Origin of the sequence: Caballeronia grimmiae (assembly GCF_000698555.1) — a bacterium.
Taxonomy (GTDB): domain Bacteria; phylum Pseudomonadota; class Gammaproteobacteria; order Burkholderiales; family Burkholderiaceae; genus Caballeronia; species Caballeronia grimmiae.
Window position 1 is genome coordinate 18,953 of sequence record NZ_JFHE01000046.1, and the last position, 18,329, is coordinate 37,281.

Consider the following 18,329-nt stretch of genomic DNA (forward strand, 5'->3'; position numbering starts at 1 on the left):
ACTCCCGCCGCTTACATAGCGTTATTGTGTTGCATCGACCGGTTGAATCCGCCTCGAGTTGCAGTCATTCATATACACCGGCCTACTAGCGACTGCGGTATGCAAGGCAAGCTGATGTAGGTTTGTTCGACATCCACTTGCCGGGCATGTACGACGCGTTCGGCGCGCCAAAGGATTACCATTTGCAAACTGCGTCCGCGTGTTGCGCGAAGTCACCGTACCAGACACCGCACAAACCGGCGACATGTCCCGATTAAAGCGTGTCCGAGGTCAGTGCCGCAGCGACGAGTCGCTGTTGCTCCCGCCGATGCGCTGCCACGGTGGAATGTGCGCCGGCCGGCGTCACCTTGCGGCAGACATCGCGCAAGGCACAACTGGCAGGGAGTACTGTCTCCAGTTCGTCGCGAACGAATCGCCATGCACCTTGATTACGGTCCTCCTCCTGCGCCCATACGACACTGCGCAAGTTGGTGAAGCGTGCGAGCACCCGCCTGAGTTGGTCGTGGGGAAAGGGATAAAGCTGCTCAACGCGGATGATCGCCGTCGATTGGTCGCGGGAGGCGTCGCGCGCGTCACGCAATTCGTAGAAGAACTTCCCACTGCATAGCACGACGCGTTCAACGGTAGTGGCATCGGCGATGCGTTCGTCATCCAGCACGTTCTCGAACGAGCCGTCGACCATTTCACGCAACGGCGCATGCGAAGCAACATTAGCGTAGAGCTTCGACTTCGGAGACATGACGATGAGCGGAGTCCGACGTTCCCCCATCGCCTGCTGGCGAAGCAAATGAAACCATTGCGCCGAGGTCGACGGCACCACGATCCGTACGTTTTCATCTGCGCATAGCTGCAAGAAGCGACCGAGGTAGCCGCTCGAATGCTCCGGACCCACGCCCTCGTGCCCATGCGGCAGCAACACGGCAAGTGCCGACTGATAACCCCATTTGTACTCGCCGGCGGCAATGTACTGATCGATGAAGACCTGCGCGCCGTTGACGAAATCGCCGTATTGCGCTTCCCATACCGCCATCGTAGCCGCCGTTTGCACACTGTAGCCGTACTCGAACCCCAACACGGCTTCTTCGGTGAGCGGCGAGTTCACGATGTCGAACCGACCTTGCTTCGCGGCGATGGCATTAAGCGGCACGTAACTGCGGCCCGGCAAGTTATGCGCATCTCGCGCATGCCATACAGCGTGGCGATGCATGAACGTTCCGCGTCCCACGTCGAGACCTGATAGCCGGATGTCGTGCCCGGCTTCGAGCAAGGAGGCATACGCCATGTTTTCGGCGAAGCGCCAGTCAGCCGCACAATCCTCGCTAACGACGGTGTCTTGCCACTTTTCCAGCATCGACGCAACGATAGGGTGCAGCGACACGTTCTCCGGCACAAGCGTGATCGCCGCGGTAAGTGCCCGCAGTTGACTCAGCGATACCTGGGTGCCGGGCCGAACGGTCGGCGCATCGGTCTTGTTACTATCGGCACGCATGGCGTCTGCAACGGCCGGTTTTGACGCGAGCCTGCGCAATGCATCGTCGCGCAAGCCGGGGAGCGCCGTACCGCCACCGGTGGCAATGTAGTACAGTTCTGTAACGGTCGGATGCATGTCGATTGCAGTCTGCAATAGAGGTTGCGTAACTGCAGGAGCGTCATGCTCTGAATGCCCGAGCCGCCGATAACCGATCAGGTCAATCACAATGTCGGAGCCGTGCTGCTTGCGATAGTCGTACGCGAGCCGCGCCGCACGCAGAACCTCTTCCGGATGATCTGCGTTGACGCGCACGACAGGCGCGTCGATCATGCGGGCGATATCGGTACAGTAAGCGTGGTCACTTACGTTCATCCTGTTAAGAGTGGTGAAGCCGATCTGATTGTTCAGGATTACGTGAATCGTGCCGCCCACACCATAGCCGTCCTTACCCGTCATGTTGAGCGTTTCCATAACTACGCCCTGTCCGGCGAAAGCAGCGTCCCCATGGACCACGACGGTCACGCAGTCCTTACCGGGATGATCGTCCTTCCATGCACGCGCCATTCCGCTGACGACGGGATAGACGCTCTGCAAATGCGAAGGATTATGTGCGAGCACCACGGCGACGTCGCCGTGCGGCGTGCGCTTCGTGACGTCACCGCCAAGATGGTACGGAAGGTCCGTTTGACCGGCCGCGAGATCCGATTCGGGATCGAGGCGATCCAACATCCGTTGGACGGAGAAGTCCATCACATTGACAAGCGTATTGACGCGTCCCCGATGCGGCATGGCGAGAAACAACTGCTGCGTGCCATCGCTTGCGGCCCTTGCTATCAATGTGTCCAGAAGCGGCACGAAGCTCTCGCAGCCTTCGAGCGAGAAGCGCTTCGCATCTTCATGGCGTGCCGCGACGAGCCGTTCCCACATCTCGGCGTCGAGAAGACGCGCGAGCAGCGCCTCGCGCTGTTGCGGGGTGGGCGCGGGAAGCGCCAGATCGCGCTCCAAACGCTGAAACAGCCAGGCACAGCGCAACTCGTTCCGCACGCCGCTGCAGTCGAGCGCCAACGCACCGCAGTACGCACGCTTGAGCTGCTCCTCGAGTTCACCAACCGTCGCTGCGGAGGCAAACGGCGCATCTTCAATGGTGATCGGCTGCGACCGGTGAAGTCCGTGATAGAGCGGTGACAACGCCGGCGCGTGTCCGGCCGTCGAGAGTCCGAGCGGGTCGAGTGTCGCCATGAGATGACCGTGCTCGCGGTAAGCGTCGATCAGCGCGGCCGCTTTCTTCGGTACGGGCGCTTGCGATGCCGCGACGGCAACGTCGCTCGAGCGGGCGTTCGCGGTTTCATTAACAGCAGCGGCGTCAATAGGATCTAGGTACATGCTATGAGCTTGTTTCAGATAACGGGTTAACGAGATTCGCGCCGCTCCTCTATGCCCGATCTCGGCGCAGCCAAGGCTAAACGAAGGAGGAGCGCGGTCGACAGTCCGCGAGTTGGCTTGGAAGCGTCTAAAGCAGCTCAGCGCTCAGCTTTTGTCAGGCCGGAATGCCAGTCCGGCCCGTGTCTCCGTCCTTTCTGCAACTACGTTCAGCGAGTGCGCCGCGGATGATGGCGCCGTATCGAACATCAGGTAGTTGCCAGCGTCCGCATGGGGGATTCAGGCAAGGCGACGAAACGGGTGGCTGCTTGCGCCAACTCCGGTGACGTCGTGGCCTCGAGCTTGAACGAGGCGACCAGCTGCGTCAGTTCAGCGGCCTGGTCACGCAACGACTGGGCGGCGGCTGCGCTTTCTTCCACAAGGGCGGCGTTTTCCTGCGTAGCCTGATCCATCTGGGTGACGGCCTGGTTGATCTGCTCGATGCCGTCGCTTTGCTCGCGGCTCGACGTGCTCATTTCGCCGACGATGCTCGTGACGCGCGAGATGCTGCTCAGCACTTCAAGGATGGTTTGCCCGGCCTCCCCGACGATCTGGCTACCCGTATTCGCCAGACCGACGGAATTATCGATAAGCGTCTTGATCTCCTTGGCAGCCACCGCGCTGCGCTGTGCGAGGCTGCGCACTTCGCTCGCCACGACTGCGAAGCCCCGTCCGTTTTCGCCGGCCCGCGCCGCTTCGACAGCGGCGTTGAGCGCAAGGATGTTAGTTTGAAACGCGATGCCTTCGATCACGGCGATGATATTTACGATCTCACGCGATGACGCGTTGATGGCTCCCATCGTATCCACGACCCGGTTCACGGCGTCTCCGCCTCTTCCCGCAATCACCGATGCATCCGACGCGATGCGGTTTGCTTCGAACGCGTTGTCGGCGTTTTGCTTCACCGTGGAGGTCAGCTCCTCCATGGCGGCCGCTGTCTGTTCGAGGGCGCTCGCCTGCTGCTCCGTGCGGCTAGACAGGTCCATGTTGCCGCTCGCGACCTCGTGCGCCGCATGAGTAATGGTTTGCGTCGCCGTGCGCACATTGCCGACGATGCCGTGCAAATTCTCGATCATTCGCTTGAGCGCGCTCTGCAGTCTGCCAATCTCGTCCCTTGAAGCGACATCTAGCCGATGTGTTAGATCGCCGTCCGCCACCGCTTCGGCCAGGTTCACGGCTTGACGAATCGGGTGTGTAATGCTGCGCGTAATGACGATGCCGGTGCCAATTGCAGCGAGTACCGCGCCGAGCGAAAGCAGAACCATCTGTATGCGCGCGTGGCGACCGTCTTCGGCGGCCTTCATCACTGCCGCCTGCATCAGCGCAGCCTGATAGTTGACCATTTTGTCGACGAGCAAGTAATAGTCGTCTTGCTGGCGGGCGAGGTCGCCGAGATACAGATCTCGTGCTTCCTGTTGCCGATTGCTTTTGACGAGATCGAAGAAATTGCGCACGCTCACGCCGTAGACTGTTCGTGCGCCGATCTGCTCCTTGAAAAGCGCCTTCCCGTCATCGCTCGTCAGCAGCTTCTCCAGCTTCGCATACGATTGTGCGTTCGCGGTACGGATCGCGACGTATTCGTCCATGTACTGCTTTGCCTGATCTTCCGAGGAAGCGAGCAGGAGTTTGCTCAGGATGCCATTGGCTTTGTAACCGTTCGTCTTGATGGTGTTGCTCAACGCGATCAGCGAGTAATGCTGGCTGACGACGTTGTCCATTTTTTCGTTGCTGGATTCAAGATGCTTCGTTCCCAGTGCCGCTGTGCCGATCATCAACGCGACGACAACGCCGAACGCATATGCCAGCCGAATTCCGATCTTTAGATTTGTAATGCGCATAACCCCAATGCTCCGTTTTCTTTTTGATTGCCCCGGCGGGGGAACGTTGACTCGCGTGCGCCTTACGAGGTGAAGTGATACCGGTACGCGCCTTGACGCTGTCAACTATCGTATGAATAACGGCGATCGACGATAGGAATTAAGGGTGTGCCAAAATAATTAAACGAAGCTAGCGTTCCATAGCTTTGCGCTCTGTGAGTCTCCGGGTAAAAAGACGACGATTCTTTTGGACGAGAAGCGGGCCGCCCGACGAACGCGGACGAATGTTTAGCGAAGGGCAAAACGGCCAGATTTTCGAAGGTCGGGGAGGATCTACCGGGCAGCCGCGCGAGGAGCCCGCGAACACCGGCGCCCATTCGCACCGCTGTTTGCTTGAGCAGACCGGCATCGTCACTCGAGGAATTTTTGCCGGGATAACCTTGGGGCCTTCGTCATCAGACGGTCCAGCACCGGATGACATCGCACGGAGGCACTTTCCCGCTTCCCTTAAACATTCGCTAGCGAATCGATGGTTGCATCGGGAAGTGTGCCTAGTCGCGCGACGCGACGTAAGCAACGTCGAGGTGGTCCGCTCCATAGCTAGCCACCGTCGCGTGGTGCGCAATTAGATAGTCGTTGAACCGGGAGAACATCGACCGGTGCTGAACGATCGACTGATCGGCAAAGGCGCGGCGACTTGCGCCGGTGGCTTCATCACGTGCCACTGCGCACGGCGTCCTCGGGTGCAGCAAGCGAAAGCTCGTCAGGCATAGAAGTCGATATACTGAATTTCATTCACCCCAACTCCACAACGAAGCTATCGCTTCGCCAACCTCAAGCCCCCAAGGCCCAGGGTGGTTCGTCCGCTTCGCTCCTAATCGCATCAAGGCAGGCTGCGGGTCCGTCGACAACGAGTCAAGCGGAGCACGCCAGGCATCAGATTGACGCTGAAGCCAAAGCTTCGATGAGGTAGCCACCGGCACAAAAAAAGCGCCTTGGCTGCCGCTCGCCGCTGCGTTCAAGCATTAGCAAGTGTTTCCTCGTTGGACCGATACGCCCACACGGGCTTGCCGAGCACAACCGCGAAGCCGGCTTCGAACGCCGTCCCGCTATCTGGCTGACCCGCACCGCGAAAGTCGTCGAGGTTGGCCATCACGATATCGGCCGAACGGATCAACTGGCCGTTCGCTGTATAGATGTGGCGCGCGGCGTTCTGCGACTGGAGGGAAGAGGGGACATCGCTGTCGAGCGGGTATGGCCCAACAAAGCCGCGATCGCGGCAGAGGTGCTTGAGGTGCGCGCCGTGTTCCTTCGCGTCGCGGCGTAAGACATCGAAGCCTGCGAGGTAGATGCGGGGCTCACTCGCGGCGCGCTCGATCGGCAAAGGAAAGGGCGCGATCCTTCCTTCACGGACCCGGCGTTGGGTCCGGTTTAGCCGCTTTTCACTGCCAAGGCGCTCTTGCCGAGAGTGTTCGCAATCTGCTCGGCCGGCAAGCCCTAATCAAGTAACTCCATCACTGCGGGCTGCGACTTCGTCGGATTTCTTTTTGAACATCGGTTCGTGGCTTCGACTGCAGGGCTATTGGAACGTTTATGAGCTTACCAATAACCCCGCGAAGTCAAGTCATCCGCCGCCTGCTCGGTGCCAGCGGCTTAGGCGGCGGTCTTGAAGACGGCCATCGTCGCGCGCAGCGTTTCCGCCTGATCTTGAAGGGAGCCGGCAGCGGCCGCCGCCTGCTCAACGAGCGCTGCGTTCTGCTGCGTGACCTCGTCCATCTGGCTGATCGCCTGATTGACCTGCTCGATGCCGCGACTTTGTTCGTTGGAAGCAGACGCGATCTCGTCCATGATGTCGGTGACCTTCTGGATCGCTGTGCCGATCTTGGTCATCGTCTCCCCGGCCCGCCCGACAAGAGCGGTGCCAGTGTGGACGCGAGTACTGGACGCTTCGATCAACTCGCGAATCTCCTTTGCGGCCGTGGATGATCGTTGCGCCAAACTGCGCACTTCGCCCGCTACCACTGCGAAACCGCGTCCTTGTTCGCCGGCACGCGCGGCCTCGACCGCAGCGTTAAGCGCCAGAATGTTCGTCTGGAACGCGATGCCCTCGATCATGGCGATGATCTCAGCGATCTTGTGCGAGCTTTCCTCGATTTCCGCCATCGTCCCGACGACGTTCCCGACGATCGTCGCGCCTTCTTGTGCAACGTCTCGTGCCGTCCCGGCAAGACCGCTTGCCTGACGCGCGTTCTCTGAGTTGTGCTTCACAGTCGCAGTCAGCTCTTCCATGCTGGCGGCTGTTTCCTCCAGCGACGCGGCTTGCTGCTCGGTTCGCGATGACAGGTCCGTGTTGCCGACAGCGATTTCCCGGCTTGCATTCGCGATCGCATTGGCGGACGTCTTCACGCTGTCAACGGCTGACAGCAGCTGTGTGCGCATGCGGGCCATCGAATACATGAGGCTTGAGCGGTCACCTGCGGCAGTGGCGACGTCGACGGCAAGATTGTTGTCCGCAATCTGATTCGCGACCTCGGCGGCGTATGCCGGTTCCCCGCCCATGGAGCGAAGAATGCTGCGATTGAGGCGCGACACCACCACGCTCAAGACAATCGCGATCGCAGCGAGCAAACCGATGCTCCATTCGAGCGACGTGTAGAACGCGGCATCAATGTCGTCGATGTAGACGCCGGTCACGATCAGCCAGTCCCACGGCTGATACAGCGACACGTAGGACATCTTCGGCAGGATCTCGCTGCTACCTGGCTTGGCAAACGAGTAGTACGTGTAGCCCGAGCCCTGTCGCTTAGCTACATCAATCAGATCGCGATACAGGTAGACGCCGTTTGGGTCCTGGTAGTCAATCATTACCTTGCCGACGAACTCGGGCTTAACAGGCTGCACGAGCACCTTCGCCTGCGAGTCGAAGACGGCGAAATAGCCGTTATCGCCAAAGCGAATTCCGCCGATCGCGCGGAGCGCGCCCTGCTTGGCTTGGTCTACCGTCAGCGATCCTTTTGCAGCGTCATCGGCAAACTCCTTGACGATGCTGTTGGCGACCTCCGTCGCCTGCTTAATATTGGCTTGAGTCTGCTCAGTGCGGAGCGAGCGCATGCGATAGGCGTCGACAATTGAAACGCCTGCGAGGCAAGCAAGGCTCAGAAGTAACGGGAGCCAAAGTTTTCTGGAGAAGGTCATTTCGTTGTCAGTGTGGCTTCTAGGTTTTCTGGCAGTGGTCAGGCGATGGCGGTTTGGACCAGCGCCATTTCCTCGCTCGTGATCAGCTTCTCGATGTCCATCAAGATCAACATGCGGCCGTCGATCGTCCCGATGCCGGTGATGTAGTCGGTGTTGACCGTCGAATTGAAGCCCGGTGCTGGCCGGATCTGCTCGGGCGTGAGCGTCTGCACGTCGGACACGCCGTCAACGACGATGCCGACCACTCGCCCCGCCACGTTGAGCACGACGACAACCGTCTGGTCGTCATAGACGGCGCTCTCTAACTCGAACTTCAGGCGCATATCGGCAATGGGCACGATGACCCCGCGCAAGTTAATGACGCCCTTGATAAAAATGGGGGCGTTGGCCACGCGCGTCACCGCGTCGTATCCGCGGAGTTCCTGGACCTTCAGGATGTCGATGCCGTACTGCTCTTGGCCCAGATTAAAAATAAGGAATTCTTTGCTGCCCGCCTCGCGCGCACCGTGTCTTTGGTCGCTGTTCATTTCTGCCAGTGCTGTCTCAGTTCTGCTTCGATGCCGACCAAAACGGACGGTCGCTTCCTACCTCCCGGACAACGGCATGGTGGAAAAAAACTGAACAGCAGGATTCAAACGTTTGCTCAAGAGTCGAGCCCGCGACGTAAAAACGCCCGATCTCTTTGGCATCCATCTCACCGTCCTGAAGCCGCGGTCCTACCCGCCGTTAGCTGCGCTCATGGCCCTCCGGTAAAAGCAGCAGCCGGTCTTGTCAGCCTGCTCACTCAGATCCGCAGCAGTTCCGATTCGATGGGCACAGCATCCAGTGAAGTGTCGTCAGGGAACCACCGACTTGTCGCAGCGCACGGAAGAGTAGGCCGCATCTCTTGAGGAGACGGTCTCGAGCCGCCAAAGCCCGTGCCTTTCGGCTGACCATCGCCGCCGCCGCGCTTGAACGGCTGCTTGAGCGCTTCCGGATCCTCACTGCCGAGCCGCTTGCCGTGATCCGCGATTACGACGCATGCCGTGTTCGCCTCGCCACCCGTCCACGTCCGTACTTCCGGCCCGACGACGCCGTAGAGCACCGCGTTTTGCATCAGGTTCACTAGCATCCGCATCATGCGGGTCGGGTGAAACGCGAAAGGGTTCGATATCGCCGAGGTCGAGGGTGGCTTCGTGGCCCAGTCCAGCGAAACTGGCGGCGAGATCGGCGATCAGTGCATTGAGATCGCCGACGACGGGCGTTTCCTTCGCGCTGCTGCCCGCGCAGTCCATGAACTGCTGAAGAATCGTATCGATGGTGTCGAGATAGCCTTCCGCCGATGCCGCGAAAGCCGCACCCCTCGACGGCACCGAGGACATCGCACGTCGGGCAAGAACCGCGGGTTGACGGGCCGTTGCACTTCATCAAAAGACGCTCGGCGTACCAAGGGCCGGACGGCCGAGGTGGGCCGGCAAGGGAAGCTCGCCGGTGCGCGCGATTAGCGGCGAGCCGCGAGTCCGGCGGACTTCCCAGGTCGGCCATGAAAGGACGTTCGCCCACTTGTACGACTAGACATTGGAACGACTGGTCGCCCCTCAGAAGCTGCCCGCTGAACCAAGTTGCAGCGACGGCACCCAACGCGCGGTCGAACTTCATACGCGGCGTTCAACGTTGCTTAACCGCAAGAACGATTGCTTTCGAGGTGTCTTTGGTCGCGTCGAACGTTTGCGCATAACTGAGCTGCCGAAACTCTTCGATTACGAAGTCGATGAACACGCGCGTCTTCCCCGGCAGAAGTCGCCGCGATGCGTAGTAAAGCGAAATGGTGCCCGCGTCTGCATGCCATTCGGGCAGCAGACGCACCAGCCTGCCATCGGCAAGATCCGGCAGTACGTCGGGAAGCGCCAGCATCGCGACTCCTAGCCCCAGCCTGGCGGCGTCGCGCATCGACGCGGGATCGTTCATCACGATGTCTTCGTTGATGGCAGCCGTGGCTTTATCGCCATTCGGTCCTTGCAACGTCCATTTTCGAATGCGTCCGGTGGCCGTGCCGCGCATCACAACGCCGCGCAGATTTCTGAGATCGTCTGGATGCGCGGGCAGGGCGACATCGCGCGTATAAGCGGGCGATGCCACCGCGACGATATGTGCAGGCGCAATCGCTCGTGCAACGATCCCTGGCGTAAGTTCAAAGCCGCCGCCTATCGCCAGATCGTAGCCTTCACGCACGAGATCGACTTGTCGTATTTCGAAATGCCACTCCGGCCTCACGCGCGGATACCGCCGCAGGAACTCCGGCAGCAGCGGAAGGATATAAGCGGGTCCGACCGTGGGACTCAAGCTGACTTTCAGCACGCCCGCTGGTTCCGCCGCGCCGGAAGATGTCTCTTCGATGGCCGATTGCAGGGTATCCAAGCTCGCGCCGATCGAATCGAGGAAGCGCTCGCCGGCCTCCGTCAGCGTGATGCGGCGCGTCGAGCGCTGCAGTAGCCGCACGCCAAGATTGCGTTCGAGCATCGCGACGTTGCGGCTGACTGCGGCCGGCGTCAGGCCGAGCCGACGGGCGGCTTCGGAGAAGCTCTGCAGCTCCGCGCTCTTCACGAAACTTTCCAGATTTGCGAGCGTTTCCATCGGTTTCAACGATTGCTTGAAGATGGATCAAGTCTAAACCATCTAATCAGCATGCAATCTCCGGTCTATCGTTGCATCCATGCGATCAACTAACCGGAGCAAACCATGAATACCCAGACTCTTCCTCTTGCTGGCCAGGCCGCCCTCGTAACCGGCGGATCGCGTGGCATAGGTGCGGCGATCGTGCGTCGGCTGGCCCGCGATGGCGCTGCCGTCGCGTTCAGCTACGCCGCATCCGCGGATCGTGCCAACGCGCTGGTCGCGCAAATCGAAGCGAGCGGCGGCCGCGCTGTCGCGTTCAAGGCCGACCAGGCCGTCGCGCAGGAAGTTCAGGCGCTCGTCACGCAGGCGCATGAAGCGCTTGGCCGGCTCGATATCCTCGTCAATTCGGCGGGAGTGTTCGTGACCGGTATGGTCGACGATGCATCGGCCGACGCAAGCGTCTTCGATCGACAGCTGGATGTCAACGTGAAGGGCGTAGCGACCGCCGTGCGCGCCGCCGCGCCGCTGCTCAGTGATGGCGGGCGCATCGTCTCTATTGGAACGACGGGCGCCGTGCATATTCCGTTCGCGGGCGTCTCGGATTATGTCGCCAGCAAGGCGGCCGTCGCCGCGTACACGCGCGGCTGGTCGCGCGATCTCGGTCCGCGCAACATCACCGTCAACCTCATTCAGCCCGGCGCAATCAACACGGAGATGAATCCGGACGACGGCCCGTTCGCGGAGACGCTGAAAGGCATCGCATCGCTTGGCCGCTATGGCCAGCCTGACGATATCGCCGCCGCCGTGGCGTTTCTGGTCGGCCCGGACGCGTCCTATATCACCGGCGCGACGCTGAACGTCGATGGCGGTCAATCCGCCTGAGGAGACAGACATGGCACAGGTCATCCGCATGCATGAGATCGGCGCGCCGGACGTGCTGCGCGTCGAACATGAAGACGTCGGGCTGCCCGGTCCGGGTCAGGTTCGAATGACGCAAGACGCTATCGGCGTGAACTTCGTCGATACGATGGAGCGTACCGGTCGCTTTCCGGTCACGCTGCCCGCCATCCCCGGCTTTGAGGGCGCGGGCACGGTGACGCATATCGGCGAGCATGTGAACGGCTTCGCGCCCGGCGACCGCGTTGCGTACTTCTTCGCGGCGGGCGGCTACGCGAGCGAGCGTCTCATCTCCGCCGATGCGCTCGTCAAGCTGCCGCCCGACATCTGCACCTTCCACGCGGCGACGTTTCTCGCCAAAGGACTGACGGCGTGGATGGCCTTGCGTGCGCTGCATCCACTGCGCGCCGGCGAGACGGCGCTGGTGATCGGGGCGTCGGGCGCTGTGGGCAGCGTGCTGTCGCGCTGGGCGAAGTCGCTCGGTGCGACGGTGCTGGGCGTAGCAGGTTCGCGCGAGAAGTTGGCAAAGGTGCGCGCAGGCGCGCATCACGCGTTCCATTCGGGCGATCCGGCCATCGCCCAGAAGATTCGCGCCGTTGCGCCCGATGGCGTTGACGTGGTTTTCGATTTTGTCGGCGCGGTTACGTCGGCGCTCGCCTTGCAATCCGTACGTGATGGCGGCGACATCGTTGCGATCGGCGCGGCATCGGGCGATGCGCTTGATCAGCCCGCCGAAGTCGCGCGTCGCGATGTTCGCATCATGCGCGGCGGCACGCCTCAGTTCGTCAACGCGGGGACTATCGATGCTTCATCTGCGGAACTGTTCTCGCTAATGCGCGCCGGCACCTTCAGCGATCTCGATGTCGTGCACTTCGAACTGGCGGATGCGGTCGCGGCGCATCGTGCTATCGAAGCGCGATCGCTGTCCGGCATTGCGCTTCTCGTGCCCGGTGTCGTCTCTTGCTGACGCGAACCGGCGCAACTTCACGCTTCTTTCCAATCAAAGATGTCTCGATCATGTCATCTGATCCCACTCGCATCGCGCTGGAATTCTTCGCTCACTGGAGCGCCAACCGTATCGATGAAGCACTCGCCATGCTCGCTGACGACGTGCTCTACGACAATGTTCCGTTTCCCGACATCGTCGGACGCGAGAACGTCAGGGCGTTCCACGCCGACTTCGGTATCGGCCGAATCTTCACGGTCGATTGGCAGGTTACGCAGATTGCGGCATCCGGCGATGTCGTGCTGAACGAGCGCGTGGATATCTTCCGTCATGAAAATGGTGGTGAGATAACACTGCCGGTGATGGGAACGATCACAGTCAAGGACGAAAAGATCGTCGTCTGGCGCGACTATTTAGACCCAGCTGACTTCGATCAACAATTAGCCGCAGCGATGGCTACAAGCAAGTAGAAGTGGGCCGACTTCATACAACTATGGATCGCGGCGGCATCCGCTTCGTCGCCCGCAATGCCGAGCGGTCTCCGGCCAACAGCGGTCTCTCGACTAACGCTCGCGTTGGCTTGTCGAGTGGCTCTTCTACGGCCACTAGCAGACGCTCAATGCTCCGTAGCGTAGTGAGCGCCCGTCGAAGCAATGCAGCTAATTACACTACGGATCCAACGAACTGATGACGACCAGTACCTTTCTTGCCGATAGGTCTTCAGGAGGCGCTCATCGATTCCTTGCGCTCAATAGCCTGTTAGGGCGTTTCCTTCTCCCGATAACGCAGACGCGCCGCTCTTATGACGGGATGATTTCGCTCGGCCCAGTTGATAAGCGTAGCGAGCGGACCCAGCATGGAACGACCGAGGTCAGATAACCGGTATTCGACGGAAACCGGTTTCGTTGGTAATACATGTCGCGTGATGATTCCGTCTTCCTCCAGATTGCGCAGCGCATGGGTGAGCGACCTTTTGGAAATATCCGGGATGAGCTTCACGAGTTCGGCGAAACGCCGCGACCTTTCGGCCAAAGCCATCACGATAAGGGTGCTCCATTTCTCGCCGAGACGGTCCAGCACGTCGCGGACGGGACATTGGGGGGCGATGACGGGCATCGCTATCCAACGTTTGAAGCTTTCGATTACGTCCGAGTCACTTCTGTTCTTGTGTCGCTCTGGCATACCAGGTCTTATTATGAGATCCATAAGTCCGTACCGGAAGAAGGCAGTTTTTTTGACCTAGGTAACCTTCTTTGCTCTTCCATTTCCCTCTTGTCACCGTAGACATTCCGCAAAATACGGGTATATACTCTCATTCTATGACACCCTGCTTTTGCACCAATCTCCGCTTGGCGACGCGACGGCTATCGGCCGCTTACGATGCGGCGCTGGAGCCTCTCGGTATGAACATCGGCCAGTACTTCTTGCTCAGAACAATTGCAGAGCGACAGCAGATAAGCCTTACCGACCTTGGCCAGCTAACGGAACTAGAACGCTCGACGGTAGGGCGCAACGTGCGGGTCCTGGAACGTATGGGTTTGGTCGCTACTGGGCGAGGCGAGGCTGACCAGCGAGAAGCACTGGTGGCACTGACAGCAGAGGGGCTCGCGCGCATGAGAGATGCGCTGCCAATATGGGAAGAGACACAGAAAGATTTCGCGACCCGACTTGGCGCGGAAAAGGTGAACTTATTGAACGCGGTGCTTGAGGCCGTCTGATTCTTAGGGGCGGTGCTTCATGCCGTCCGCATGTTGTGTAATACGGGTATATACCCGCATAGGAGTTGATATGAGATTTAAGTTGCTCGGCGGGACCGGCGTCCGCGTTTCGCAGATAGCACTGGGCACGGCAAACTTCGGCACAAGATGGGGCCATGGCGCCGACGAGAAAGAAAGCGCCGCCATTCTCGAAGCCTATGCGCAGGCGGGTGGCAATTTTATCGATACGGCCGACGTCTACCAGTTTGGCCAATCCGAGGAAATCTTAGGAAACCTGCTGGAAGGTCGGCGTGACGATTTTTTGCTTGCCAGCAAGTTCACATATGGCGCCGCGCCGGAGCCGAGCCGTCTTCTGACTGGCAACAGCCGCCGTGCAATGGTCAGCTCGGTCGAAGCAAGCCTCAAGCGTTTGAAGACCGATCGTATCGATCTCTTTTGGGTTCACAACCCCGATGAGTTAACACGCACCGAGGAGATTGTGCGCGGTCTCGATGACCTCACTCGCGCAGGCAAGATTTTGTATGCAGGCTTATCGAACTTTCCACCGTGGCGTCTGGCCCGGGCTGTGACCATGGCCGAGCTGACCCGCGCGGTGCCGATTGCCGCCGTCCAGTTCGAATACAGCCTCGTGCATCGCGAGCCAGAGGCTGATGTCCTGCCGGCCTGCCGCGCGCTGGCGCTGGCGCCAGTGACTTGGTCGCCGCTGGGCGGCGGCATGCTGACCGGTAAATACCGCAAGGGAGAAACTGGCCGCCTTGAGGCTTTCGGCGGCAAAGTGTTTCAGGCCGAGACGTCGGCGCTCCGCACGGCGACGCTCGATGCAGTCCTTCGGATCGCCGAAGAAATTCACGCCTCGCCCGATCAGGTAGCGATTGCTTGGGCCGCGCAGCGTGGCGCCCTGCCGATCGTCGGTCCACGCACCATGACACAGCTAACCAGCAATCTCGGCGCTGCGACCCTCACGTTGTCGGCCGAGCAGCTCGCCCGTCTTGATAGCGCCAGCGAGGCCAAAAGGGAGTTCGGCGAACCCGCAGCAGCGTTGGACTTGTCCGGGCTTGAGCGTCCGGCGATCCCGGTCGCCTAGTCACTATCGCTTTTCGTCTCTGGATACTGTTTATGACAACCCGTGAAATCATCCTTGCCCATCCCGTGCGCACAGCCATCGGCGCGTTCAACGGGGCACTGAAGGGCGTGCCAGCAACTGAACTCGGCGCTCATGTCATCCGGGAAAGCCTGCGTCGCGGCGCACTCGACGGCGGGCTTCTCGGCGCGGTAGTGATGGGAAATGTGATCCAGGCAGGGAACCGTATGAACCCGGCCCGCCAAGCTGCGATTGGCGGAGGCGTGCCGGTTTCAGTGCCGGCGCTGACTGTAAACCGCGTCTGCGGATCGGGGGCGCAGGCCGTGCTAACGGCGGCGGCCGAAATCCTGGCAGGGGACTATGACGTGGCCGTCGCCGGTGGCATGGAGAACATGGACAGGACTCCGTACCTACTCGACGGCGGCCGCTGGGGCTATCGTATGGGTCCGGGCCAAGTTCTCGACAGCATGCTGGCCGACGGACTCAACGACGCGTTTTCGGGCCAACATTCTGGCTGGCATACCGAAGACTTGGTCGCCCAAGCCGGTATCACTCGTGCAGAGCAGGATGCCTTTGCGGCCCGGTCCCAGCAACGCTTTGCCGCGGCCCAGAAAGAAGGCCGCTTTGCCGGCCAGATAGTGCCTGTGGACATCAATGGCCGGAAGGGCACTGAGCGTTTCGAGACCGACGAAGCGCCGCGTCCCGACACCACAGCGGAGAACCTTGCGCGTCTGAGGCCCGCTTTCCGGCCGGAAGGCACAATCACAGCTGGTAACTCGCCCGGCCTTAACAGTGGTGCGGCCGCGATGATCGTGGCAGACCGGGCCTTCGTCGATGCACGGGGCCTTGAGCCACTCGGTCGGCTCGCTGGGTACGGCGTCGCGGCTGTCGAACCCGGATTGTTCGGGCTTGGGCCCGTCCCGGCCGTCCATAAGGCGCTGGCGCGGGCAGGCTGGACGCTGGGGGACATCGAACGCATCGAGATCAATGAGGCGTTTGCAGTTGTCCCTATCGCCGTCGCCCGGGAGCTCGGCCTGCCGATTGATCTCGTCAATGTCGATGGCGGGGCGGTCGCGCACGGCCATCCCATCGGCGCCACGGGTGCCATCCTCGTCACCAAACTCCTCCACGCGATGCGGCAGGACGGCCTCAAACGCGGCGTCGTCACGCTCTGCATCGGCGGCGGTCAGGGCATCGCCCTCGCGTTGGAGGCCCTGTGACCCATCGCCAATCCATATTACGAACGCCGGTAGTTCGTGGCGCAAAAAGGGATCTCACGTGAAAGATCAGGAACGCTTACTTTTGGCCGACGCCGACCGGCGCGCGGCCGCCTATCTCGGCTCAGTCGAGACGCGCCGCGTCTTTCCCACACCGGAGGCGCTCGCAGCGCTTGTTGCCTTTGATGAGCCGTTGCCCGAAAACGGCCTCGACGCGGGCGCGACCTTATCGTTGCTCGACGAGGTCGGCTCGCCCGCGGCGGTCACGACGAACGGGCCTCGCTATTACGGCTTTGTCGTCGGCGCCTGCCTGCCAGGTGCTGCGGCGGCGGAGCGGCTGATGCTGGCATGGGATCAGGGCGCGCCGCTCGCCATGGCATCGCCGGTCAGCGCCAAGGTCGAAGAGGTTGCAGGCGAATGGCTGCTCGACATCCTCGATCTGCCGCGGGACAGCGCTGTCGGTTTCGGCACCTCGGCGACGGCATGCGGCCTGAGCTGTCTTGCGGCCGCCAGGCAGGTGCTTCTGCGCCGCACCGGATGGGACCTTGACACTCACGGACTCAACGGTGCTCCCAACATACGCGTTGTGGTGTCGGACAAAATCCACATCGTGGTGCTCAAGGCACTACGCATCCTGGGCTTCGGCACCGCGCAGATCGAAAAAGCGCCGACCGACGCCAACGGGCGGATTGATCCTAACCGTCTGCCCCCGCTCGACGACCGCACCATCCTCTGCCTGCAGGCTGGAGAGGTTAATACGGGCGAGTTTGACCCTTTCGTCGATCTCATTCCACTCGCTAAGGCAGCTGGAGCCTGGGTACATGTCGACGGCGCGTTCGGGCTTTGGGCGCGGGCATCGACGAACCTGCGTCATTGGACAGCTGGGATCGAGGGTGCCGACAGCTGGACCACCGACGGCCACAAGTGGTTGAACACGCCTTATGACTGCGCCATGGCAATCTGCCGCGACCCGGACGCGCTCGCCGAGGCAATGAACAGCGATGCCGTCTATGCCGCCGGGTCGAAAAAAGCGCAGAAGAATCTCACGCTTGAGTTTTCTCGCCGCCCCCGCGGCATTCCGGTATGGGCGGCCCTGCGCACGCTGGGGCGTCGCGGCGTCGCAGCGTTGATCGAGCGGCATTGCGCGCAAGCCTCGAGACTTGCGGATGGCTTGCGCGCGGCAAACTTTGAAGTCTTAAACCGCGTGGTCCTCAATCAGGTTATCGTGCGCGGTCGCGATGATGAAGAAACTACAGAAATTCGGCTCGCGGTCGAAAGGTCTGGCGAAGCCTGGTTCGGACCTTCCGTTTGGGGCGGTCGTCCGGCTTTCCGCCTGAGCGTGTCGTCCTGGCGCACTGAGGATGCGGACATCGACCGATTGATTGGTCAGCTCACGAAGTTGCGCGCCGAGCGCAAATGAATTCGTAACGACTCGGGAGCTCATGGGAAAACCTTTCGGAAGGGGCGAGCGGCGACGCCGAGTGTACGTCTTTCAAGATCGCCGTGGTGTTGCGCGAGGATCTCGAGCCCTGGCAGCGGCTTAACGTGGCGTCCTTTGCGGTCAGCGGTGTGGCTGCCGCGCCGGGCGTCTATCTGCCGATGTTTCATGAACCCGTGTTGATCTTCGGTGCTTTGGCGGACGAGATGAAACGAACCTCTGGCCGGGCCCATGCCCGCGAGGTCGCTTTCTCGGTGTTTACCGAGCAGTTGTTTAACACCTTCAACGATGCGGACAACCGCACGGCTGTTGCCGCCGTAGCGACGGACGATCTCGCCACCGTGGGCATAGCGTTCCGCTGCCAACGCAAAACGGCCGACAAAATTCTCAAAGGGCTAAAGCTTTTGCGCTAACGTCAACTTCATTATTCGGAGAGCTTATTGGACAGTTCGCTCGCGTCGAAGCTAGAAGCCGCGCAACGTCAGCAGATCAGGCGAGCGCCATCGGCGTCATCCGGTGTGGAGCGGCACCGGCG

General features: G+C 60.9%; 16 protein-coding genes. 8 read left to right on the forward strand and 8 right to left on the reverse strand.

Features of this window, described 5'->3' with window-relative positions:
- Nucleotides 1-253: 253 nt before the first annotated feature.
- From BG57_RS27080 to BG57_RS27115, 7 genes are all read right to left on the reverse strand, one after another.
- Nucleotides 254-2,854 carry a 2-oxoglutarate dehydrogenase E1 component gene (locus tag BG57_RS27080; protein WP_035969953.1) on the reverse strand — a complete coding sequence of 867 codons (2,601 nt, stop codon included), beginning with the start codon at nucleotides 2,852-2,854 and terminating at the stop codon, nucleotides 254-256.
- 245 nt (nucleotides 2,855-3,099) lie between these two features.
- The gene (locus BG57_RS27085; RefSeq protein ID WP_075583218.1) at nucleotides 3,100-4,728 is read right to left on the reverse strand and encodes a methyl-accepting chemotaxis protein; all 1,629 of its coding nucleotides are present in this window, start codon (nucleotides 4,726-4,728) and stop codon (nucleotides 3,100-3,102) included.
- 997 nt (nucleotides 4,729-5,725) lie between these two features.
- Nucleotides 5,726-6,091 (reverse strand): nucleoside 2-deoxyribosyltransferase, encoded by a 366-nt coding sequence (locus BG57_RS33425; protein ID WP_075583219.1) that lies wholly within the window; start codon nucleotides 6,089-6,091, stop codon nucleotides 5,726-5,728.
- Nucleotides 6,092-6,360: 269 nt separating this feature from the next.
- Nucleotides 6,361-7,902, reverse strand: a complete 1,542-nt coding sequence (locus tag BG57_RS27095; RefSeq protein ID WP_035969954.1) for a methyl-accepting chemotaxis protein — start codon at nucleotides 7,900-7,902, stop codon at nucleotides 6,361-6,363.
- 38 nt (nucleotides 7,903-7,940) lie between these two features.
- Nucleotides 7,941-8,429, reverse strand: a complete 489-nt coding sequence (locus BG57_RS27100) for a chemotaxis protein CheW (RefSeq protein ID WP_052006031.1) — start codon at nucleotides 8,427-8,429, stop codon at nucleotides 7,941-7,943.
- 453 nt (nucleotides 8,430-8,882) lie between these two features.
- Entirely contained in the window at nucleotides 8,883-9,263 is a 381-nt protein-coding gene (locus BG57_RS31950; RefSeq protein WP_229754061.1) for a hypothetical protein, read from the reverse strand.
- 286 nt (nucleotides 9,264-9,549) lie between these two features.
- Nucleotides 9,550-10,515 (reverse strand): LysR family transcriptional regulator, encoded by a 966-nt coding sequence (locus BG57_RS27115; RefSeq protein ID WP_052006032.1) that lies wholly within the window; start codon nucleotides 10,513-10,515, stop codon nucleotides 9,550-9,552.
- Nucleotides 10,516-10,620: 105 nt separating this feature from the next.
- On the opposite strand from BG57_RS27115, the gene BG57_RS27120 reads away from it, so the two are divergent.
- The 3 genes from BG57_RS27120 to BG57_RS27130 are packed head-to-tail and all read left to right on the forward strand — an operon-like array spanning nucleotide 10,621 to nucleotide 12,810.
- Entirely contained in the window at nucleotides 10,621-11,379 is a 759-nt protein-coding gene (locus BG57_RS27120; protein ID WP_035969958.1) for an SDR family oxidoreductase, read from the forward strand.
- A 10-nt stretch (nucleotides 11,380-11,389) separates the two neighbouring features.
- Entirely contained in the window at nucleotides 11,390-12,361 is a 972-nt protein-coding gene (locus BG57_RS27125; protein WP_035969972.1) for a zinc-binding dehydrogenase, read from the forward strand.
- A complete protein-coding gene (locus tag BG57_RS27130) occupies nucleotides 12,355-12,810 on the forward strand; it encodes a limonene-1,2-epoxide hydrolase family protein (RefSeq protein WP_229754060.1) in 456 nt (151 codons plus the stop codon). The genes BG57_RS27125 and BG57_RS27130 overlap by 7 nt, the downstream gene beginning before the upstream one ends.
- A 289-nt stretch (nucleotides 12,811-13,099) precedes the next feature.
- Here the strand turns inward: BG57_RS27130 and BG57_RS27135 are convergent, their stop codons facing one another.
- On the reverse strand, nucleotides 13,100-13,456 hold the full coding sequence (locus BG57_RS27135) for a winged helix-turn-helix transcriptional regulator (RefSeq protein ID WP_081851005.1): 357 nt from the start codon (nucleotides 13,454-13,456) through the stop codon (nucleotides 13,100-13,102).
- A 287-nt stretch (nucleotides 13,457-13,743) separates the two neighbouring features.
- Here BG57_RS27135 and BG57_RS27140 point away from each other — a divergent pair, with 287 nt between their 5' ends.
- The 5 genes from BG57_RS27140 to BG57_RS27160 all read left to right on the forward strand — a co-directional run bounded on the left by BG57_RS27140 (nucleotide 13,744) and on the right by BG57_RS27160 (nucleotide 18,207).
- The gene (locus BG57_RS27140) at nucleotides 13,744-14,058 is read left to right on the forward strand and encodes a MarR family winged helix-turn-helix transcriptional regulator (RefSeq protein ID WP_229754059.1); all 315 of its coding nucleotides are present in this window, start codon (nucleotides 13,744-13,746) and stop codon (nucleotides 14,056-14,058) included.
- Nucleotides 14,059-14,128: 70 nt separating this feature from the next.
- Nucleotides 14,129-15,142 (forward strand): aldo/keto reductase, encoded by a 1,014-nt coding sequence (locus tag BG57_RS27145; protein WP_035969961.1) that lies wholly within the window; start codon nucleotides 14,129-14,131, stop codon nucleotides 15,140-15,142.
- Between the two features lie 32 nt (nucleotides 15,143-15,174).
- Nucleotides 15,175-16,359: a thiolase family protein gene (locus BG57_RS27150; RefSeq protein WP_035969962.1), complete on the forward strand. Its 1,185-nt coding sequence runs from the start codon at nucleotides 15,175-15,177 to the stop codon at nucleotides 16,357-16,359.
- Between the two features lie 58 nt (nucleotides 16,360-16,417).
- On the forward strand, nucleotides 16,418-17,776 hold the full coding sequence (locus BG57_RS27155) for a pyridoxal phosphate-dependent decarboxylase family protein (RefSeq protein ID WP_035969963.1): 1,359 nt from the start codon (nucleotides 16,418-16,420) through the stop codon (nucleotides 17,774-17,776).
- A gap of 86 nt (nucleotides 17,777-17,862) precedes the next feature.
- A complete protein-coding gene (locus tag BG57_RS27160) occupies nucleotides 17,863-18,207 on the forward strand; it encodes a DUF2000 domain-containing protein (RefSeq protein WP_052006033.1) in 345 nt (114 codons plus the stop codon).
- Nucleotides 18,208-18,329: the final 122 nt, after the last annotated feature.